This window comes from Microbacterium alkaliflavum, from assembly GCF_044325405.1.
Taxonomy (GTDB): Bacteria; Actinomycetota; Actinomycetes; order Actinomycetales; family Microbacteriaceae; genus Microbacterium; species Microbacterium alkaliflavum.
Genome location: NZ_JBIQWL010000007.1, coordinates 104859 through 125117, shown reverse-complemented (window position 1 = coordinate 125117; position 20259 = coordinate 104859). Strand labels below are relative to the sequence as shown.

General features: G+C 70.0%; 18 protein-coding genes. 10 read left to right on the top strand and 8 right to left on the bottom strand.

The features are described from left to right. The first annotated feature begins 70 nt into the window (after positions 1–70). The 6 genes from infA (at position 71) to rplQ (ending at position 3248) form a co-directional block, all read left to right on the top strand. Positions 71–292, top strand: coding sequence for a translation initiation factor IF-1 (gene infA / locus ACH3VR_RS17300; protein WP_133540897.1), 222 nt, complete (start codon positions 71–73; stop codon positions 290–292). Between the two features lie 66 nt (positions 293–358). Next, positions 359–475 carry a 50S ribosomal protein L36 gene (gene rpmJ, locus ACH3VR_RS17295; protein WP_005050492.1) on the top strand — a complete coding sequence of 39 codons (117 nt, stop codon included), beginning with the start codon at positions 359–361 and terminating at the stop codon, positions 473–475. A 164-nt stretch (positions 476–639) separates the two neighbouring features. Then, positions 640–1014, top strand: coding sequence for a 30S ribosomal protein S13 (rpsM, locus tag ACH3VR_RS17290; protein WP_345544200.1), 375 nt, complete (start codon positions 640–642; stop codon positions 1012–1014). 33 nt (positions 1015–1047) lie between these two features. Then, positions 1048–1446 carry a 30S ribosomal protein S11 gene (gene rpsK / locus ACH3VR_RS17285; protein WP_056117708.1) on the top strand — a complete coding sequence of 133 codons (399 nt, stop codon included), beginning with the start codon at positions 1048–1050 and terminating at the stop codon, positions 1444–1446. Positions 1447–1592: 146 nt separating this feature from the next. Further along, positions 1593–2582 carry a DNA-directed RNA polymerase subunit alpha gene (locus tag ACH3VR_RS17280; RefSeq protein WP_397557567.1) on the top strand — a complete coding sequence of 330 codons (990 nt, stop codon included), beginning with the start codon at positions 1593–1595 and terminating at the stop codon, positions 2580–2582. Between the two features lie 75 nt (positions 2583–2657). Continuing rightward, positions 2658–3248, top strand: coding sequence for a 50S ribosomal protein L17 (gene rplQ / locus ACH3VR_RS17275; RefSeq protein WP_397557566.1), 591 nt, complete (start codon positions 2658–2660; stop codon positions 3246–3248). Positions 3249–3628: 380 nt separating this feature from the next. On the opposite strand, the gene ACH3VR_RS17270 is transcribed toward rplQ, so the two are convergent. Continuing rightward, positions 3629–5521: an acyltransferase family protein gene (locus tag ACH3VR_RS17270; protein ID WP_397557565.1), complete on the bottom strand. Its 1893-nt coding sequence runs from the start codon at positions 5519–5521 to the stop codon at positions 3629–3631. 225 nt (positions 5522–5746) lie between these two features. Between ACH3VR_RS17270 and ACH3VR_RS17265 the strand changes: the two genes are divergently transcribed. From ACH3VR_RS17265 to truA, 3 genes are all read left to right on the top strand, one after another. Further along, positions 5747–7927 carry an adenylate/guanylate cyclase domain-containing protein gene (locus ACH3VR_RS17265; protein ID WP_397557564.1) on the top strand — a complete coding sequence of 727 codons (2181 nt, stop codon included), beginning with the start codon at positions 5747–5749 and terminating at the stop codon, positions 7925–7927. Positions 7928–7964: 37 nt separating this feature from the next. Then, the gene (locus ACH3VR_RS17260) at positions 7965–9398 is read left to right on the top strand and encodes a mechanosensitive ion channel domain-containing protein (protein WP_397557563.1); all 1434 of its coding nucleotides are present in this window, start codon (positions 7965–7967) and stop codon (positions 9396–9398) included. A gap of 159 nt (positions 9399–9557) precedes the next feature. Beyond that, entirely contained in the window at positions 9558–10406 is an 849-nt protein-coding gene (truA, locus tag ACH3VR_RS17255; RefSeq protein ID WP_397557562.1) for a tRNA pseudouridine(38-40) synthase TruA, read from the top strand. Between the two features lie 33 nt (positions 10407–10439). Here truA and ACH3VR_RS17250 read toward each other — a convergent pair whose 3' ends face one another. Both ACH3VR_RS17250 and ACH3VR_RS17245 read right to left on the bottom strand, forming a co-directional pair. Beyond that, positions 10440–11615: a glycosyltransferase gene (locus ACH3VR_RS17250; RefSeq protein WP_397557561.1), complete on the bottom strand. Its 1176-nt coding sequence runs from the start codon at positions 11613–11615 to the stop codon at positions 10440–10442. Then, positions 11615–12658: an acyltransferase family protein gene (locus ACH3VR_RS17245; RefSeq protein WP_397557560.1), complete on the bottom strand. Its 1044-nt coding sequence runs from the start codon at positions 12656–12658 to the stop codon at positions 11615–11617. The genes ACH3VR_RS17250 and ACH3VR_RS17245 overlap by 1 nt, the downstream gene beginning before the upstream one ends. A gap of 235 nt (positions 12659–12893) precedes the next feature. Between ACH3VR_RS17245 and ACH3VR_RS17240 the strand changes: the two genes are divergently transcribed. Further along, entirely contained in the window at positions 12894–13643 is a 750-nt protein-coding gene (locus ACH3VR_RS17240; protein WP_397557559.1) for an endonuclease/exonuclease/phosphatase family protein, read from the top strand. 7 nt (positions 13644–13650) lie between these two features. On the opposite strand, the gene ACH3VR_RS17235 is transcribed toward ACH3VR_RS17240, so the two are convergent. The 5 genes from ACH3VR_RS17235 to ACH3VR_RS17215 form a co-directional block, all read right to left on the bottom strand. After that, positions 13651–14820: an acyltransferase family protein gene (locus ACH3VR_RS17235; protein WP_397557558.1), complete on the bottom strand. Its 1170-nt coding sequence runs from the start codon at positions 14818–14820 to the stop codon at positions 13651–13653. A 15-nt stretch (positions 14821–14835) separates the two neighbouring features. Next, entirely contained in the window at positions 14836–16146 is a 1311-nt protein-coding gene (locus ACH3VR_RS17230; RefSeq protein WP_397557557.1) for a UDP-glucose dehydrogenase family protein, read from the bottom strand. A gap of 166 nt (positions 16147–16312) precedes the next feature. Beyond that, complete coding sequence (locus tag ACH3VR_RS17225; protein ID WP_397557556.1) at positions 16313–17230, bottom strand: hypothetical protein; 918 nt, start codon at positions 17228–17230, stop codon at positions 16313–16315. 37 nt (positions 17231–17267) lie between these two features. Further along, positions 17268–18524: a Wzz/FepE/Etk N-terminal domain-containing protein gene (locus ACH3VR_RS17220; RefSeq protein WP_397557555.1), complete on the bottom strand. Its 1257-nt coding sequence runs from the start codon at positions 18522–18524 to the stop codon at positions 17268–17270. After that, positions 18521–20185: a hypothetical protein gene (locus tag ACH3VR_RS17215; protein WP_397557554.1), complete on the bottom strand. Its 1665-nt coding sequence runs from the start codon at positions 20183–20185 to the stop codon at positions 18521–18523. The genes ACH3VR_RS17220 and ACH3VR_RS17215 overlap by 4 nt, the downstream gene beginning before the upstream one ends. Between the last annotated feature and the right edge of the window lie 74 nt (positions 20186–20259).

Genomic DNA, 20259 nt, shown 5'->3' with positions numbered 1-20259 from the left:
CGGCGTGTCCAGGCACCGAAACCCCATCCACCGCAGATCGACCGGTCTGCAATACAGCGATAGCGAGCGTATGGCGAAGAAAGACGGCGTCATCGAGATCGAAGGCGTGATCACCGAGGCGCTGCCCAACGCGATGTTCCGCGTGGAGCTGAGCAACGGGCACAAGGTCCTCGCCACGATCTCAGGCAAGATGCGGCAGAACTACATCCGCATCATCCCCGAAGACCGCGTGGTCGTGGAGCTCAGCCCCTACGACCTCACCCGCGGCCGCATCGTCTACCGCTACCGCTAGACCGGTCGAGAAGTAACACCCCAGGCGCTCACGCCTGCCCGGTGAAGACAGCGAAGAGAAGAAATCATGAAGGTCAACCCCTCCGTCAAGCCCATCTGCGACCACTGCAAGGTCATCCGTCGCCACGGTCGCGTCATGGTCATCTGCAAGAGCAACCCGCGTCACAAGCAGCGCCAGGGCTGATCGGATGCCGCGCCCCGGCGCGGTCCGCGAACTCACAACTCAACACACATGAAGGCAGGATCAGATCCTTCGACGGGCTCAGGAATCGTTGAAGGGGACACCTCGGGGCGGAGGCCCGGGCACCGATCCTGCTCCACACCTCCACCTACTCTCAGGAGAACCGCATGGCACGTCTTGCCGGCGTTGACATCCCGCGCGACAAGCGCGTGGTGATCGCCCTCACGTACATCTACGGCGTGGGCCGTACCCGCTCGAACGAGATCCTCACCGCGACGGAGATCGACGAGAACATCCGCGTCAAGGACCTCACCGACGACCAGCTCGTCGCGCTCCGCGACTACATCGAAGGCAACTACAAGGTCGAGGGCGATCTCCGCCGCGAGGTCGCCGCCGACATCCGCCGCAAGGTCGAGATCGGCTCCTACGAGGGCCTGCGCCACCGCCGCGGCCTTCCGGTGCGCGGTCAGCGCACGAAGACGAACGCGCGCACCCGCAAGGGCCCGAAGCGCACCGTCGCCGGCAAGAAGAAGGCGCGCTAAGGCGCGGCCCCCAGGGTTTAGGAGAGCAAAGCAATGGCACAGGCCAAGACCGCTGCGCGCAAGCCGCGCCGCAAGGAGAAGAAGAACATCGCGCTGGGCCAGGCCCACATCAAGTCGACGTTCAACAACACGATCGTCTCGATCACCGACCCTTCGGGCGCCGTCATCAGCTGGGCGTCTTCGGGTGGCGTGGGCTTCAAGGGCTCGCGCAAGTCGACGCCGTACGCCGCCGGCATGGCCGCGGAGTCCGCTGCCCGCCAGGCGCAGGAGCACGGCGTCAAGAAGGTCGACGTCTTCGTCAAGGGCCCGGGCTCGGGTCGCGAGACGGCGATCCGTTCGCTGCAGGCCGCCGGCCTCGAGGTCGGCTCGATCCAGGACGTGACGCCCCAGGCCCACAACGGCTGCCGTCCCCCCAAGCGCCGCCGCGTCTGACATTCCCGGAGCCGGGGTGCCCTCTCGAGGGCGCCCCGGCTACCGCACGCTTCAGGATGCCTCTGCCGAGGCATCCCCGAGTAAAACTCAACACCTCACCCACCGCACGTGTCATATAGCGGGCACGTGATCGAAAGGAACACATAGTGCTCATCGCACAGCGTCCCACTCTGACCGAGGAGAAGATCGGGGAGTTCCGCAGCCGTTTCGTCATCGAGCCGCTGGAGCCCGGCTTCGGCTACACGATCGGCAACGCGCTGCGTCGCAGCCTCCTCTCGTCGATCCCCGGCGCGGCCGTCACGAGCATCCGCATCGACGGCGTCCTCCACGAGTTCAGCACCATCCCGGGCGTGAAGGAGGATGTCACCGAGATCATCCTCAACATCAAGCAGCTCGTCGTCTCGAGCGAGCGCGACGAGCCCATCACGGCCTACCTCCGCAAGACGGGTGCCGGTGAGGTCACGGCCGCCGACATCTCCGCCCCCGCGGGCGTCGAGGTGCACAACCCCGAGCTGGTCATCGCGACCCTCAACGACACCGCCAAGTTCGAGCTCGAGCTCACGATCGAGCGCGGTCGCGGCTACGTCTCGGCGACGCAGAACCGCAACGAGTACGCCGAGGCCGGCCAGATCCCGGTCGACTCGATCTACTCGCCGGTGCTCAAGGTCTCGTACCGCGTCGACGCGACGCGTGCCGGTGAGCGCACCGACTTCGACAAGCTCGTGCTGGACGTCGAGTCGAAGCCCTCGATCGCGCCCCGCGACGCCGTCGCGTCGGCCGGTCGCACGCTGACGGAGCTCTTCGGCCTGGCCCGCGAGCTCAACGTCGAGGCCGAGGGCATCGAGATCGGCCCCGCGCCGGTCGAGACCGTCCTCTCGAACGAGCTGTCGATGCCCATCGAGGACCTCGACCTGTCGGTCCGCTCCTACAACTGCCTCAAGCGCGAGGGCATCAACACGGTCTCGGAGCTCGTCGCCCTGTCGGAGACGCAGCTCATGAACATCCGCAACTTCGGTCAGAAGTCGGTCGACGAGGTGCGCGACAAGCTCGTCTCGCTCGGCCTGTCGCTCAAGGACTCGGTCCCCGGGTTCGACGGCGCGCACTTCTACGGCGGCTACGACGACGAGACCATCTGATCGGATGCCCCGGCCCCGCGGTGACGCCGGGTCGAAGCATCCGCCAGACCGACTTCCCACACTGGAGTAACTGATATGCCCAAGCCCACGAAGGGTCCCCGCCTCGGAGGCGGCCCCGCCCACGAGCGCCTGCTGCTTGCGAACCTCGCCGCGGCCCTCTTCACGCACAAGTCGATCCAGACGACCGAGACGAAGGCCAAGCGCGTTCGTCCGCTCGCGGAGCGCCTCATCACGTTCGCCAAGCGCGGCGACCTGCACGCCCGTCGCCGGGTGCTGTCGGTCATCGGTGACAAGGAAGTCGTGCACACGCTCTTCACCGAGATCGCACCGCTCGTCGCCGACCGTGAGGGCGGCTACACGCGCATCACCAAGGTCGGCAACCGCAAGGGCGACAACGCCCCCATGGCCGTCATCGAGCTCGTGCTCGAGCCCGTGACGCCGAAGTCGAAGTCGGCCAAGAAGTCGGCTCCGGCCGTCGTGCCGGCCGCCGCTGCGGCTGACGACGCCGCCGAGGACGAGGCCACCGAGGCCGTCGCCGAGGCAGACGAGACGACGGATGCCGCCGACGAGGTCGCCGCTTCGGACAAGGGCGCCGAGTCGCAGGACGAGGGCGCTGACGCCGAGGCCGCCGCCGAGGACGCTGTCGTCGAAGAGAAGTCCGAGTAGCCCGAACCACTCGGATCGCCGGGAGCAAGACCCGGCACCCTTGCACCGCGAGACCCGCGGACCCGTCAGGGCCTGCGGGTCTCGCCTTTTTCCGGCGGTCACGGTGTGCGGCATCCCCGTGTCCATAGCCCGTGCTGTCGCCGAGCGCCCACGATATGCGCCGTTCGCAACGTGGGCTCTCGGTGAGAGCACGGGCTATGGACGCATCCGGAAGGCAGCAACGCGAAGACGGATGTCGCGGGCACACCTCGGCGGGGGCGGGTCAGCGGGCGACGGCCGCGGGTCAGCGGGCGACGGGGAGGGTCGGCGGGCGACGACCGCGGGTCAGCGGACGACGGCCGCGGTCAGCGCTCGGCGGGGAGGGTCGGACAGCGGGTGGGTCAGCGCTCGGCGGGGAGGGTCAGGCGCAGGAGCACCTGAGCCCAGCGGTCGGCGCGGAAGGCGCGCATCGCGCGGTCGGCCTCGAGGTCGGCGACGGCTTGGGCGACGGCATCGGCGTACACGCGCCCGCCCGGCTCGCCGGGGTGGATGTGGTCGCCGGCCAGGAGGCCGGTGCGACCGGCGATCGCGCCCGACCAGTCGGCGACGGCCGTGCCCGGGTGCGCGGCGGCGAACGCGGTGAGGTCGGCGTTGACGCCGGCGATCCAGTCGCGGGGAGCGAAGGCGTTGACGAGCACGATGTGACGGTCCGGGCCGGCGATCTGCGCCATGCGCTCGAGCGAGCCCTCGTCGACGGGCCCGTTCGTGCCGAGTCCGATCACGACGTACGCACGCAGCTGTCCTGAGTCGGCGAGGGCCTGCAGGATGCCGGGGCCCGCCCACGTCGACCGCGAGACGGCGGCGTCGATCTGGATTCCGGGGTAGCGCTCAAGCAATGCGGGGGCGGAGGCCAGCATGACCGAATCGCCGATCGCGGAGACCTCGCTCCCCGTCACCGGGGTGGGCGACGGCGCGGGCGACGCAGCGGAGAGGGCCACGACGGGCGTCGGTGCCGGCTTCGCGTCGTGCAGGGCGTCGATGCCGGCCTGCACGGCCGTCTCGCCCGACGTCGTCTCCGGGGCGGCAGCGATCGCCGCCGACGTGCCGCCGAGCATCGCGGCCGCGACGGCGACCGCGACGATCGCGCGGAGACGCGCGACCGGCGTGCCCGTGAGGCGCCGCCCGAGGCCCCGTGCCGTCGCGCGGAAGCCGCGACGGCGGATCGGCATCTCGAGCACGCGGTAGGAGATCTCGGAGACGGCGAGGGTGAGGCCGAGCACGCCGAGCCCGAGCGGCCAGGGCGTGGCGGCGACCGTGGATCCCGTCGCGGCGACCACGAGCACGAGCAGCGGCCAATGCCAGAGGTAGATGCCGTACGAGCGTGCGCCGATCCACGTGAGCGGCTGCCGGTCCAGCGCGGGGCCGAGCGCCGATCGGGGCCACACCGAGCCGACGATGGCCACCGCGGTCAGGATGCTCGCCGCCAGCAGCACGCCGGGGAACGTCGCCGCCGACTGGCCTGCGGGCACCGTCGTGAGAAGCACGATGCCCCCAACCGCGCCGGCGCCCGCGGCGCCCGTCGCCGCGCGCACGCGGGGGCGCAGCATCCATTCCGGCGGCGCGGCCAGGGGCCGCTGCAGGAGGAAGGCGAGCGCGACGCCCAGGAGGATGCCGAAGGCGTGCGTATCGGTGCCGAAGTAGGCGCGCGTCACGTCGGTGCCCGTCGCGACGAGGACGGTCATCCAGCCCGCAGAGAGTGCGCCGAGCCCGACCGCGGCGCCCGCGCGCCAGCGACTGCGCGGCAGGAGCAGGAAGAGCGGGAAGACGAGAGGCCACAGGACGTAGAACTGCTCCTCGACGGCCAGGGACCAGACGTTGCGGAACAGTTCCGGCGTCGCATCCGCGAAGTAGCCCGTGCCGCCCGCGATCGACGTCCAGTTGTAGGAGAAGGTCGCCGCTCCGCGCACCTGTTCGCCCAGGCGCACGAGCAGGTCGCCGCCCACCACCCACGCCGTCGTCGCGCACACCGTCACGACCAGTCCGAGCGCGGGCAGCAGCCGCCTCGCCCGACGGCGCCAGAAGGCGGCGAGGTCGACGCGGGCGAAGGCATCCTGCTCCCGAAGCAGCAGGGCCGTGATGAGGAAGCCGCTGATGACGAAGAAGACGTCGACGCCGATGAAGCCGCCGCGGATCCACGACCCAGGGAAGAGGTGATAGGCCACCACGAGGACCACCGCGATCGCCCGGAGCCCATCGAGACCCGCGAAGCGGGAGGTCACATGGGCAGCGATCATTTTCACAGAGGAGTCGACGAGGAGGCGAAGGCGTCTGCCAGTCTAAACGGTCGCCGCCGCAGCCGACGAAGGCGCCCGGTGAGCGGCTGGATCACAGCTGCACCACGGGTCACTCTCGCCCCTATGCCCGCGACCCGGTCGGCCGCTATCCTGAGCGCACGCCCTCGGGGGACGAGGGCATGGGGTTGCAGCGGGTCTGCGTCACGCGCACCCGGCGGGAGGACTGTGGAGTCCGACGACGTCACGCCGGCCGCGGTGTCTTCCGAATGGGTCGGCACACCGCGGCCCCGTCGGCGTGCCGGCCTGTCGATCTACTCGATCCTGCTCATCATGCTGCTGTCGGTGAGCGTGCTCTCGAGCATCGTCGTCGGCGTCATCGGCTACCTCAACGGCACGCAGGCGCTCCGCGCGATCGCGACGGAGAAGCTGATCGAGATCCGGGAGAACCGCGCCCGCGAGGTGACGCAGCTGTTCGGCACGATCGAGAACGCCGTGCGCCTGTCGGCCATGAACGAGACCAGCAAGCAGGCCGCCGTCGCGTTCGCCGACGGGTTCCAGCAGCTCGAGGCGACGCAGCTTCCGGCGGATCAGGCCGAGGACGTCGGCGACTACTACGACGACACCTTCGCACCCGTGCTCACCGACGCGACGGGCCAGAGCGTCGACGGCGGAGCCTTCACCCCGAAGGATCCGGCGGCCGAGTACCTGCAGTACCACTACGTCATCCCCTACGACAGCTGGGAGGACGCGATCCAGGTCGACGACGCGGGCGACGGCAGCGCGTGGTCGGCCGCGCACGCGAAGTACCACGAGTACTACCGCGCCATGACCGAGCTGCAGCAGTTCGAAGACGTGCTCATGATCGACACGGAGGGCAACGTCGTCTACACGGCCTTCAAGGGCGTCGACCTCGGGACGAACCTGCTCGACGGTCCGTACCGGCTCTCGAACCTCGCCGATGCGTACCGCGAGGTCATGAGTCGCAACATCGTCGGCGACGTCGTGCTGTCGGACTTCGCCTCCTACAGCCCGAGCGTCGGCGCACCGGCCGGCTGGGCCGTCACGCCGATCGAGGTCGACGATCAGATCGTCGGCGCGCTCGCGATCGAGCTGCCGATCGATCGGATCAACGAGGTCATGACCGTGGGCGGTCAATGGCAGGACAACGGTCTCGGCGAGACCGGCGAGACCTACCTCGTCGGCCGCGACGGCCTCATGCGCTCGATCTCGCGCGAGCTCACCTCGTCGCCGCAGGACTACCAGGCAGCCGCCGTCGCAGCGGGCCTGTCTCCCGCAGCGGCGGCGTTGAGCGTGCGCAACGGCGACACGCTCCTGCAGCAGGAGATCGTGGGGGATGCCGTGAGCCGGGCGCAGTCGGGGGAGGACGGCGCCCTCGTCGAGCGCGACTACCTCGGCCGCGACAGCATCGTGGCGTACGGGCCCGTCGACATCGACTCGCTCGGGTGGGTGGTCGTCGCGCAGGAGTCGGTCGAGGAGGCGATGGCGCCCGTCGAGGACTTCACGCGGAACCTCATCCTGTCCACCGCCGCCATGATCATCTTCGTCTGCCTGCTCTCCCTCGTCCTCGCCCAGATCTTCGTGCGGCCGCTGCGCCGGCTCAAGCTCGCGGCCCAGCGCATCGCGGCGGGCGACGAGGGCGTGCAGGTCGACGCGGGATCCAGCGACGAGCTCGCCGACGTCGCGTCGGCGTTCAACGACATGAGCCGCAGCCTGCAGGCCAAGTCGCACCTCATCGAGCAGCAGGAGAAGGCCAACGAGGCGCTCATCCTGTCGTTCATGCCCGAAGGGATGGCCGACCGGTACAAGCACGGCGACGAGGCGATCACGCAGGACAACGACGACGTGACCGTGATCTTCGCCGACATCGTGGGGTTCGAGGAGATCGCGCTGGCGATGTCTTCGGAAGAGGCCGTCACGCGGCTCAACGACCTCATCCGCGTCTTCGACGAGGCGGCGGAGCGCTTCGGCGTCGAGCGCGTGCGCACGACGCGGCAGTCGTACGTCGCGAGCGTCGGCCTGGGCACGCCCCGCGTCGACAACGCGCGGCGAGCCGTCGAGTTCGCGATCGAGCTCAACACGATCCTCGAGCGCTACTCCGCCCAGCAGGGCGTCGAGCTCGGCCTGCGCGCGGGCCTCGACTCGGGGCAGGTCACGAGCGGGCTCATCGGTCGCGCGCGCATCGTCTACGACATGTGGGGGGATGCCGTGAACCTCGCCTACCGCGTGCAGGGCGACTACGACGAGGCCGGCATCTACATCACGCAGCGCGTCGCCGACCGCCTGCCCGACACCATCACGCTGCAGCCGGCGGGTGAGGTCGACACCAAGTCGGGATCGCAGCGCGTGTGGCGCGTCGAGACCGCGGTGCCGGTCGTCGAGGGGTGAGGCATCCCATGATCACGTCCCGGACGGGAGCGCGGCGGTGAGCGACATCACCTCCCAGCCGTGGTTCTGGCCGGCGGTCATCGTCTCGATCGGCCTGCCGCTCATGCTGATCGGCCTCACGGAGTTCGCCAACGCGCTGCAGCGCCGCGGCAGCCGTGCCGCGCCCATCGTCGTGATGGTGCGCAACTACCTGGTCCCCGTCGCGGGCGTGCTCGTGCTGATCAGCCAGCCGGGCGCCTGGGAGGGGTCGGGCACGTGGCCGCGCGTGATCTGGACCATCTTCGGCCTGCTCGTGATCGTCGTCACGATCAACGCGATCAACCACCTCGTGTTCCACCGGGCCGAGAAGGGCTCGTGGCGCGATCGGTTCCCGACGATCTTCAGCGACCTCATCCGGTTCGTGCTCATCATCGTCGGCATCGCGCTCGTCTTCTACTGGGTCTGGGATGCCGACGTCGCCGGCGTCTTCGCCGCGCTGGGCATCACCTCGATCGTCGTGGGCCTCGCGCTGCAGAACGCGGTCGGCTCGATCGTGTCGGGCCTGTTCCTCATCTTCGAGGCGCCCTTCCAGATCGGCGACTGGATCCAGACGGGCGGCACCCGCGGGCAGATCATCGAGGTCAACTGGCGCGCGGTGCATCTCGACACCGGGAACGGCATCGTCGTCATGCCGACCGCCGAGCTCGCGGAAGGCTCGTTCGTCAACCTCTCGCGCGCCGCCGACCCGTACGCGGCGCAGAAGGAGCTCTCCTTCTCGACCGACGATCCGCCGCTGCGCGTGCGCACGATGCTCGTCGACATCGCGCGGGACATCCCGCTCGTCGCGCTCGATCGCGAGCCGTCCGTCTCGACCGCGGGCGGGGCGAAGTATCGCGTCTCGATCCCGCTGCAGTCGCCCGGCGACGAGGGCGCCGTTCTCGACGCCTTCACGACGCGGCTCTGGTACGCGGCGCGCCGCGCCGGCCTGCACCTCGACGGCGACCAGACCGACGAATGGAACTCGACCGACCGGCTGCTGACCGGGCTGCGCCAGATCGCGCCCGCGCTGAGCCTGCGGCCCGGTGAGGCCGAGGCGCTCGCGACATCGGCACGGCTGGAGCGCTTCGCAGCGGGCGAGGTGCTGCTGCGCCCGGGGGCGGTGCCGGACTCGACGCGGTTCATCCTCGCGGGGCGCGTCATGCTCGGCGTGCCGACCGACGATGCGGGCTTCGTGGAGATCACCGAGCTCAGCCGCGACGACGCGGTCGGTCTCACGGCGCTCACGCGGTCCCGGACCATCTCGCGCGCCATCGCGCTCACCGAGGTCGAGGTCGTGAGCATTCCGGTGGGCGTGCTCGACGACATCGTGCGCAGTCATCCCTCGCTCGCCCGCGAGGTCGTGCGAGAAAACGACAACCGCGTCCGGCTCGCCCGGTCGGCGCTCGCCGCCGTGGGGGAGATGCTCGACCCCACGCGCCGGGTCATGGGCTGACCCCCGCCCCTCCCGCACCCCTCTCCCCTGGACCAGCCGATACAGCTCTGACGAGCCGATACGCGCCGGGCGGCTCGAGCCGCATCGGCTCGTCGCGGGTGTATCGGCTCGCGATAAGGAGGGCAGGGCGAAAGGGGGGCCGCGCAATAGGGTGAGACGGTGCGCATCCGGCTCGACCTCGCCTACGACGGCACGAACTTCCGCGGATGGGCGCGTCAGCCGGGGCTCCGCTCGGTGCAGGGCACGCTCGAAGACGCACTCGCCCGCGTGCTCGGGGGCCATCCGCGGCTCGTCGTCGCGGGACGCACCGACGCCGGCGTCCACGCGAGCGGCCAGGTGGCGCACGTCGACCTCGATACGGCGCAGGAGGAGCGGCTCACGGCGCGACCGCCGCGCGGCGATGCGGCCTCCGATCCCGCCGGCAGGCTCGCACCCCGCCTGCGCGGCGTGCTGGGCGCGTACGCCGACGTGACGGTCCACCGCACGGCGATCGCGCCGGACGGGTTCGATGCGCGGTTCTCCGCCGTGTGGCGGCGGTACGAGTACCGCATCGCCGACCGGATCGCGGGCTACGACCCGCTCGAGCGGCTCCGCACGACGACCGTCCGCGCGGATCTGGACGTCCAGGAGATGGATGCCGCAGCCCGCAGCCTGACGGGACTCCACGACTTCGCCGCGTACTGCAAGCCCCGTGAGGAGGCGACGACGATCCGGACGCTCCTCGAGTTCGACTGGCGCCGCGCCGAGGACGGCGTGCTCGTCGCCAACGTGAAGGCCGACGCGTTCTGCCACTCGATGGTGCGCGCGCTCGTCGGCGCGTGCGTCGCGGTCGGCGAAGGGCGCCTCGACGTCGACGACGTCGCGGCGATCCGCGATGGACGCGAGCGCGTGCCCGAGGTCAAGGTGCTCGCGGCGCGCGGCCTGACGCTCACCGCCGTCGGCTACCCCGACGACGAGCTCCTCGCAGCGCGGGCCGAGCAGACGCGAGCCCGCCGCGACCTCGAGTAGCGCCCCCGGAGCCGCCGGAGCGACCTCGATCAGCTAGCGGGAGGCCGCGGCGGCCGGTACGCCCCGGCGGCGCCGGATGGCGTCGCGCGCGACCGCGGCGAGGGCTGTCGCGCTGCTCGCCTCGCTGAACCTCTCGAGCCACGCCTCGACGCCCGTGCATTCGACCGTCGACGCCTCGACGACGGCGTTCGCGATGTCTTCGGGATCGGCCGACAGCGCCAGCGCGCCCGTGACTCCCGGGATCACGGCGTCGGCGACCCCGAGGGAGTTCGAGAGCGCGACGCTCGGCACTCCTCGCGCCGCGGCTTCCACGAGCACGTTGCCGAATCCCTCGCGGAACGAGGGGAGCAGCACCACCGCGTTGGTGGGGAAGTAGGCGAACCAGTCGTCCACCCAGCCGTGCGTGACGAGATCGACGTCGAGCCGTGTCGCCGCCTGCTGGACATCGTGCAGGAGCGGACCGCCCCCGAACGACTCGACACGGGTCGGGATGCCGCGCCGATTCAGCGCGGCCGCCACCTCGATGGCCAGGACGGGGCTCTTCTGCTTCACCAGCCGGCCCGCGAGGACGATGGTCAGACCGTCCTGGATGCCCGGCGTGCGAGCGACCGGCGTGCGGTCGACCACCTTGGCCATGGCCGGATTCGGCACGATGAAGAAGCGCCCGCGCGGGACACCGAAGCCCGCCACCATCTCGGCGCCGACGGGATGCGAGCACGCCGTGACCGCGTCGGCGCGGCGGTACCAGCGCTTCGCGAGAGCGATCTTGGCCCGGTGCGACAGGGGCGATCCCGGCAGTCCGAGCGTGATGAGGTTGTGCTCCGTCACCACGACGGCAGGACGATCGCCGCCGCGGAGCCCGCGTGCCGCCGCGATCGCGAGGAGGTTCGGGTAGGTCTGGATCGCGATGACGGCGTCGGCGCTGCGGGCCGTGATGCGGTCCTTCAGGGCCGCGACCTTGGCTCGATGACCGCCCATCCTCCCGATCTCGGCGACCGCGAACTCCTGCCGGAAGGCCTCGTCGACGGTCGAGTCCGAGACGACCACCACCTCGACGTCGTGACCCAGGTCTCGCAGACCTCGGGCCCAGCTGATTCCCACTGCCTCCGCGCCGCCGCCCTTGAGCGAGGTCACGACGAGGGTGATCGTCAGCGTGTCGCCGCCGGCGACGACAGCCGTCGGGACGGCCTCGATGGATTCGGTGGTCACTAGCCTGCCTCTCCTGCCGCCGTCGTCGTCGTCCCCGTCCCGACGCGCTCCCGCATCGGCCGCGCCGGCCGCTGGGGCATGCCCGTGAGCAGCCGCGATGCGCGCGTGTGCCGCACGACGAGCGCGGCCGACCACGGCACCGCGAGCGCGATCGCGAACTGCGCGATCGGGGCGAGCTCGAGCGGATCGAGGGCCCACAGGATCCCCGCGTGGGTGAGCGTCACCATGAAGGTGGACTCCGCCAGCAGGCTCAGGGTCGGCGCACTGTGGAGGCTGAGCGCCGTCACGACGCCGCGGAGCACCCACATCCCGCCCGTCACGATCGCGATGGCGAGCGCGACGCCGATCACGGGGGTGCCGAACTGCACCAGCTTGAGATCGACGGGCTGCACGAGGCCGAGCCCGAACAGGACGAAGGATGCTGCCACGGCGACGGCGCCGATCACCACCCGCGCGAGGACCGAGAGAGCGCCCTCGAAGCGCCGGACCGTGCGACCCGCGAGCAGGAAGACCATGCACGCCAGACCGATGGCCGCGCCGAACGGCACCGTCCGCACAGCGTCGGGGACGACGTACGCGGGGATGACGAGCGCGATCCCCACGATCCACTGGGCCCACAGCGGGAGCTTCGCGACCACCCAGTAGGCGATCACGAGCACGAAGAGCGCTGTGGAGAACCAGAAGGCCCAGAACGGCTTGCCGGCCATGTAGCGGCCGCCGATCACCTGACCCACGATGAAGCGGACGGTGAACTCGTGCGTCACGGCGACGACGATGACGCTCCAGACCACGAGCCAGAACGCGTACGGCACGAGCAGCATCTCGGAGCGGCGCTTGACCATCGACGGGAATGGTCTCGTCTTCCAGAGGTAGCCCGTCAGGAAGAAGAAGAGCGGCATGTTCCAGCTGAAGATGTAGGCGTGCGCCCAATCCGTCATCCACCACACATGCGCGACGACGACGGCGGCGATTCCGATGACGCGCAGGACATCGAGCGTGACGTCGCGGCGCGGAGCCGACGGCGCGATCAAAGTCTCACTCAACGCACCCTCCCCAGGAAAGACATCGGGCCGCAGGATGCGGCACGCGGAACCATCGGGACGCGGCGTCGAGTACCCCCGACTCGACCATAGCGGGGTGCACGGCGTCGAGCGCCCCTGGTCACGGAGGTTTTACCTCGACGTAACGACCGTCGCCGATCGGCCGCTCGGAGGTCGCTGTCCGGCTCCTATGAAGTCACCCACGACGACGCCTTGCCGTCCTAGGCTGGGGTTCGCAATGGTCAAGGTCATCTCTTACAACCTGCGCAAGCATCGTGCGGCCGGCGAACTCGCCGGCCTCGTGGAGCGGCACGGCGCCGACATCCTGTGCCTCCAGGAGGCCGACACGACCGACATCCCGCCCGCGATCGGCGATCTGCGGCTCGCGGACTCCACGCAGCGCAATCGCCTGGGGCTCGCCGTCTACTACCGCGAGAACACCTACCGTGCGCTCGAGGTGCGGTCGATGTCCCTCAAGAAGTCGCTCCACGACCGGGTGCTCAAGCCGGCGGAGGAGCGGATGCTGGGCGTGCGACTGCACGACATCGACCACAACCACTCGCTGATCGTCGCCTCGTTCCACGCGGCGCCCCTCACCGCGCTCAACTCGCTGCGGCGCCACCAGATCAAGACGGCGCTGTCGGAGCTGTCCGAGCTCGGAGCGGGACTTCCCATCCTCATGGTCGGCGATTACAACTACCCGGTGTTCAAGGAGAACCTCGGTCAGACCGTGCGGGAGCATGGGTACGAGCTCACGCTGAGCGACTCGCGCACCTACACGCGCTACCGCTTCTTCAAGGGGCATTACGACTTCGCGACGTCGGTCGGCTTCACGATCGACAAGGTCAAGACGCTGCCGCAGGGTCTCAGCGACCATCTGCCCATCCTCGTCACCGCCAACCCGACCGCCGCCGCGCGGTCCGAGGCGACCGGAACGCCCGCGGAGGTGTCCGAGGGCCCCGAAGACGACGCCCTCGGCGTCGCCTGACGACGTCTCAGGACGTCGCCGGCATCGCCCCGCCGTCTTCCTCTCCGTCGCGCCGCCGGCGAGGGCTCTCTGCGGAGTCGTCCGCCTGATTCTCGGTCTCGCCCGCACGGTTGGCCCGGCGGCGCAGACGCCCGAACGGCCGCTCGACGAAGACGAGCATCGCCCAGGAAAGCAGCACCGTGACGGCGATCCCGATGATCGCCGTCGCGGCCTGCGGGGCGGGGATGTACTGCTCCGCGATCATCAATGCCGGACGGTGGATGAGGTACACGGAGTAGGAGATGACACCCACCCACACGACGGCCTTCAGGTTCAGGATCCGCCCGATGACGGATCGTGGCGCGAGGATGAGCGGGACGAACACCGCGGCCAGGGCGATGCTCTGCACGGTGTAGCCGAACGTCATGCCGATCGAATTGTCGGTGCGGCTGATCAGGTAGACCACGCCCGCCCCCGCGAGCAGGAGAGGCGTCAGCATCCACGGCCGCCGCGGCGCGCGCACCTCCCCGTAGACGGGATTCGCGACGATCGCCAGCACCGACCCCCAGAGGATCGCGTCGGCCCGCGTATCGGTCGCGAGGTAGATGCGGTCGACGCTCGCACCGTGCGTGAACAGCCACGTCCGCCAGACCATGATCGCGAGGCAGATCGCGACGAGCACGGCACCCTGTCCCCAGCGCGACCGGATGAAGCGGCGCAGCACGATGTAGAGCAGCGGGAAGACGAGGTAGAAGTGCTCCTCCACCGCGAGCGACCACAGCGCGTTCATCCCTCCGGGCAGCCCGTCGCGACCGAACCAGATGATGTAGTAGTTCGCCCAGAAGCCGAACGACGCGAAGATCCCCCAGCCCGTCATCGCGTTGGCGATGACTCCTGCCAGCGAGAGCGCGACGGATGCCGCGAGCACGATGTACAGCGGCGGGACGATCCGGAACAGCCGGCGGAGGTAGAAGTCCTTCACCGAGACGCGGTCGAACCGGTCGTACTCCCTCCGCAGCAGCGTCGTGATGAGGTAGCCGCTGAGGAAGAAGAAGATCGTGACGCCGGTCGATTCCCGGATGAACCGATACGGCAGCTCCGAATGGCCCCAGACGACGAGCAGGATCGCGAGCGCCCGCAAGCCGTTGAGTGACGGGATCTCGAATCTGCCGGCCGTGACGACACCCGCGTGCGGCACGTCAGGACTCCCGGATCAGGGGCGTCCCATGCCGTAGTACGCCCAGCCCGCATCCCGCCAGGCGGCGGCATCGAGGCAGTTGCGGCCGTCGACGACGATCTTGCCGGCGACGAGCTCGCCGGCGGCAGCGGGCGGCAGCTGGCGACGATACTCGTCCCACTCGGTCACGACGATGACGGCGTCGGCCCCGCGGAGGGCCTCGTCGCGGTCTTCGACGTAATTGAGCTGGGGGTGGAGTCGCCGGGCGTTCTCGATGGCCGCAGGGTCGGTCACCGTCACCCACGCACCCAGGCCGTGGAGACGCACCGCCACGTCGAGGGCGGGCGAGTCGCGGATGTCGTCGCTGTGCGGCTTGAAGGCCGCGCCGAGCACCGTGATGTTCTTCTTGAACACCGCACCGCCCAGCGCCTCGACGACGAGCTGCACGGCACGGTCACGGCGGCGGAGGTTGATGGCATCGACCTCGCGGAGGAACCCGACCGATTCTCCGCGGCCGAGCTCCTCGGCGCGCGCCGAGAACGCGCGGATATCCTTCGGGAGGCATCCGCCGCCGAAGCCGATGCCGGCCCCGAGGAAGCGGCGACCGATGCGCGCGTCGTGGCCGATCGCATCGGCGAGCTGCGTGACATCCGCGCCGGTCACCTCGGCGATCTCGGCCATCGCATTGATGAAGGAGATCTTGGTCGCGAGGAAGGCGTTGGCCGCGACCTTGACCAGCTCGGCGGTCGCGTAGTCGGTCACGATGAAGGGCGTGTCCTTCGCGACGGCCGTGTGGTACACCTCGCGGAGGATGTCGGCCGCGCGCGCGCCCTCGTCGCCGTCGGGGACGCCGGCGACGAGACGATCGGGGTCGATGGTGTCCTGCACGGCCCAGCCCTCGCGCAGGAACTCCGGGTTCCACACGAGCGTCGCGCCGCTCTTGACGACCCGCTCGGCGAGCTCCGCCGCCGTGCCGACGGGGACCGTCGACTTGCCGGCGACGATGTTGCCGGGCTGCAGGTAGGGGATGAGGCCGTCGACGGCGGCGTTCACGAAGGTGAGGTCGGCGGCGTAGCCGCCGGCCTGCTGGGGGGTGCCGACGCCGATGAAGTGGACGGCCGCTCCCGCGGCATCCGCCATCTTCGTCGAGAAGGTGAGGCGGCCCGACTGGATGCCCTCCGTCAGGATCTCCTGCAGGCCGGGCTCGAAGAAGGGAGCCTCGCCCTTCGACAGCGCCGAGATCTTGCGCTCGTCGACATCGATGCCGACGACCTCATGGCCGATCGAAGCCATGGCGGCAGCGTGGACCGCACCGAGATAACCGCAACCGATCACAGACAGACGCATGGTGCTCCTCGAGGTTCTTGAATGGTGCCGAGCCTCTTTGCCCGTGTCGATGATTCTTCCTACCAACCCGCTGTTACGGCGGGGTTACCTGCTCGTGGACAACCCGAGGTCGCCCGTCAGGCTCGTGCGAGGCCGGTCGAGCCGGCCCTGCACGAGCCCGCTCGGCTCATCTTCCCGCCCAGGCCTTGAACGTCTTGAGCATGTCATTGTTCACCCAGCCCGGGATGTAATGCCCGGTCTCGGTCCCGCCGCCGTCGTGCGTGATGTACGACGTCTCGGTGGCCACGGGCGCCGCCTTCGTGAGGAGCGCGATCGCGTGCTCCTCGGGCGGCACACGGGTGTCGGCCGGGTTGAAGGACGCGCGGATGCGGGCGCCTGTCCAGGCCGACTGCGGCAGATTCGCTGCGTTCGTGGCCTGCACGGCGCTCGGGTCGTAGTTGTAGGCAGGGCCCACGAGCGTCGGACCCTCCTGGAACGCAGCCCACATGTCGTACACCGAGCTCGCCAGGTACATCCCCTGCTGCCGGGGCAGCATGTTGTTGCCGAACGCCCAGCACATGAGTCCGCCGCCGCCGGAATTCGACCGGGCGAAGCTGTAGTAGACGCGCCAGAGCGAGTTGACATAGGCGATGGCGTTCGCCTGCGCCTTCATCGCGGCCGCGTTGGCGAACGCCGTCGGGCCGGCATAATCCGGGCAGATGCAGACGGCGCCCTCGTCGACGGCGGGCGTCGCGCCGTAGAAGAACGCGCTGCTGAGCGCCTGATACGAGCTGTTGGTCGCGTGATAGAACCAGATCACCGGAACCCACTGGTACTTGCTCGGCGGCGCGGAGTGCGGCACGAAGATGCGCGCAGGATCACCCGCGATCGAGACGTCGATGCTCTCGTAGAGCGTGCCGGCCTTGGTCACCTGATTGCTGAGCCGGCTCGTCTCGTAGGGAAGCTTCGGCACCTTCGTGTAGTCCGCTGCCGATGCCGGGACGGCGCCGCCGAGGACGCCCGCCGCGGCGCCCAGGGCCGCGGCGGCTCCTCCGCCGATGAACACCCGCCGGCTCACACCTGTCCGGGGTGAATCTGAACTCACTGCTCCTCCATCTGTGCTCTTCGGTTCGACGTCGACGTCACGCTCGGGTCGCCCAGATGACACCCGCGACGTCCGCGCCGGCCTCGGTCAGCGCCTCGAGGGTGCGTGCGAGGTCGTCGTCGGTCGTCTTCCCGGCGGTCACCACGACGAGGGTACGGCCGCCGAGCCTCGCGAGGGTGGTCGCGTCGGCCGACTCCGCCGTGCCGGGCGCCGTGATGATGACGGTGCCGGTGCCGTTCGTCAGGCTTCCCAGGAGCGAGGGCGCGCTGGTGTGGGCGAACAGGTCGTGCGAGGCATCCGTCCGCGTCCCTGCGCCGACCAGGGCGAGGTTCTCGACCGGCGCGGCCGCCTTGATCTCGGCGGGCTCGGCGGCTCCGGCGAGGTAGTCGGTCAGGCCGGGCGAGGCATCCTTCCCGTCCGCCTCGGTGGACAGCAGAAGCGTGTCCTCACCGGTCGCCGCGAACGACGCGGCCAGGGGCCCGCCGACGCGGGCGGCGCTGGTGCCCTTGCCCGCCGAGGTGAGGAGCCAGGTCGCGGCCCCGCTGGCCCGCGAGAGCAGCGCCGCGCGCAGCGCCGCGATGTCGCGCTGCACCGGCACGCCCTTGCGTCCGCGGGTGAAGCCCACCGTGCCGACGACCGGCGCGTCGGTGACCTCGCGCAGACGCTTGAGGTCGTACACGCGGTTGTCGCGACTCACGAGGACGCCGAGGAACACCGCTGCCGCGAGGATGCCGATCGCGAGGGCGATCAGGAGGTTGATGATGAGGACGGGGCTCGCCGGCGTCGTGGGGGCGACAGCGGGCAGGAGCGTCGTCAACGTGTACGTGTAGGTCGGCGCCTGCGGGTTGGCCGGGTCGAGCACGATGGGGTCGGCCGCCGCGCGCGTCTGGAGCTGGCTCACGATGCCGTTCGCCACGGCTGCCGCCTCGTCGGCGTCGGGCAGCGTCACGACGACGTCGAGCACCGTGGCCTGTGCGGTGGCGACCGTCAGCGGCGTGAGGACCTCGACGGTCAGGTCGGGATCGCCGATCTCGGCCACGACCGGGGCGAGGATCGTCGCGGTCGGCACGAGCTGGGCGTCGACGGCGGCCCGCTGGCTGGCGAGGCTGGCCGCCTGCAGCTGGCTCTGGATCGAGCCGGACGCGTCGAGTGCGTAGAGTACGCGCGTTTCTGCGGCGTACTGCTTCGGCGTCGCGGCGGTCGCGAGCCAGCCGCCGACGAGGGCGGCCAGGAGGATCAGGACGACCCACCACCAAGAGCGTCGAAGGACGCGGCCGAGTGCGACAAGGTTCATGGTGCATCTCCTCTGTGGAATCTCGAGATCCTTCGTCCTGCGCCGCCACCGGCGGCGCCGACTGAAGTGCTGAGCCCGTCGCCCTGCTCGGTCGCGACCTCAGCTTCGAGGGGCGACGGCGCGGGGGACTGTGCGGGCGACGTCGAGGCGACGACGACGCGCGCGGCGGGGCGGACGGGGGCAGACACCGGCGGCGGGAAGTGCAAGGAGCCCGCGCGCAGGTCGGAGCGGATCGAAGCGATGATGCCTGGTGCTGCGAAGAGGAAGAGGTACGACGGGGGCGAGCTGAAGGCGGGAGCGGCCACCGAGTCGAGCATGATGAGCACGAACCAGCAGATGCCGCTCAGGCGGATCCAGCGCACGATGCTCGGCTCGTCGTCGGCGACGCGGAAGAAGAGGACACGGACGGCGAGGATCGCGCCGATCGCGAAGGCGATCGTGCCGAGCCATCCCGTCTCGCCGAGCAGGGCGGGCCACTGGGTGTCGTTGAGGAACCTGCCCATGCCCTCGCCACTGCCGATGCCGTAGATGTACTGGAAGCCCAGACGGATGTACTCGGGGCTGTAGTAGTCGGCGGCTGTGGCGCTGCCGTACCGGCCGAAGCCGACGCCGAGCGGGAAGTGCGCCGCGGCGATCTGCAGCCCTCCGGCTGTCAGGCGCGAGCGGGCCGATTCGACTCCGGCGCCGTAGTAGAGGTCGACGTCGCCGAAGACGTAGAGGAACAGCCCTGGTCCGATGACCGCGAGCGCGGCCGGGAGGAGGCCCGCGATGACCAGGAGCAGGAGGGGGCGCCCCGCGCGGAGGACGAGCCCCGTCGACACGACGATGAGGCCGACGAGCGACTTCACGCGGAAGGTCAGCAGGGACAGCCCCGCGAGGATGAACGCGACCGCATAGCCGTACCAGCTCGAACGCACGAAGAACTGGTAGACGAGGATCGACGCGGCGACGATGACCGCCATACGTCCGAAGGCGGCGGGCTGGCGGAAGGGGCCGATGATCGCAGGGATGCCTGCGGTGTACGAGACGGGGGATCCTCCGAACAGCGCCGTCCAGGGGCCGGGGATCGCGAGGTTCACCATGCCCGTTCCGATGAGCACGAGCGCCAGGATGAAGCCCGCCTTCGCGAGAGCCCGAAGATCCTTCGGGGTCCAGTGCGCCTGCGCGACCGCAAGGCCGAAGACGAAGCACTTGGCCAGAAGCGTCGCACCCTGCAGAGAGATGCTCAGCGGAGTGCCGTAGAGCATCGCGCCGAGAGCGCCCGCGAACATGAACAGCGCGAACCACCCGGTGCCGGGGAGCCAGACGAGCGAGCGCTCCGTCACGAGCCGGCGTGCTGCGAGCGCGGCGCACGTGCCGAAGATGAGCGCCTCGTCGGCGATGCCTCCGATGCCTCCGGAGGCCGCTCCGAGCTGGGGTGCGAGGAGCGCGGCGACGAGGGTGATCCCGAGCGCGGTCTTGGGCATCGCCCACGCGAGCGCGAAGAAGCCGATGGCGCCCACCGCGGCGAAGAACACGAGCGGGAAGCGCACGCCGACGACAGCGCTGGCACCCACCGCGAGCAGCAGCACGGCGTAGCCGACGGCGTTGCGCACGGCTCGCCCGCCACCGCTGCGCCGCCGCGGGGCGGCGGTCGCGAAGAGGCCTTCAGAGTGGAGCACTAGTCCTCCGTGGATCGGTGGGCGCCATGCTATAGAGCGCGTGTTACGGGGGTGATACGGCCGGTGAACACCCG

Bases quoted from the DNA above. Each gene is read 5' to 3' on its own strand.
- infA (WP_133540897.1), top strand. From the start codon at position 71: ATGGCGAAGAAAGACGGCGTCATCGAGATCGAAGGCGTGATCACCGAG.
- rpmJ (WP_005050492.1), top strand. From the start codon at position 359: ATGAAGGTCAACCCCTCCGTCAAGCCCATCTGCGACCACTGCAAGGTC.
- rpsM (WP_345544200.1), top strand. From the start codon at position 640: ATGGCACGTCTTGCCGGCGTTGACATCCCGCGCGACAAGCGCGTGGTG.
- rpsK (WP_056117708.1), top strand. From the start codon at position 1,048: ATGGCACAGGCCAAGACCGCTGCGCGCAAGCCGCGCCGCAAGGAGAAG.
- rplQ (WP_397557566.1), top strand. From the start codon at position 2,658: ATGCCCAAGCCCACGAAGGGTCCCCGCCTCGGAGGCGGCCCCGCCCAC.
- ACH3VR_RS17270 (WP_397557565.1), bottom strand. From the start codon at position 5,521: ATGATCGCTGCCCATGTGACCTCCCGCTTCGCGGGTCTCGATGGGCTC.
- ACH3VR_RS17240 (WP_397557559.1), top strand. From the start codon at position 12,894: ATGGTCAAGGTCATCTCTTACAACCTGCGCAAGCATCGTGCGGCCGGC.
- ACH3VR_RS17230 (WP_397557557.1), bottom strand. From the start codon at position 16,146: ATGCGTCTGTCTGTGATCGGTTGCGGTTATCTCGGTGCGGTCCACGCT.
- ACH3VR_RS17220 (WP_397557555.1), bottom strand. From the start codon at position 18,524: ATGAACCTTGTCGCACTCGGCCGCGTCCTTCGACGCTCTTGGTGGTGG.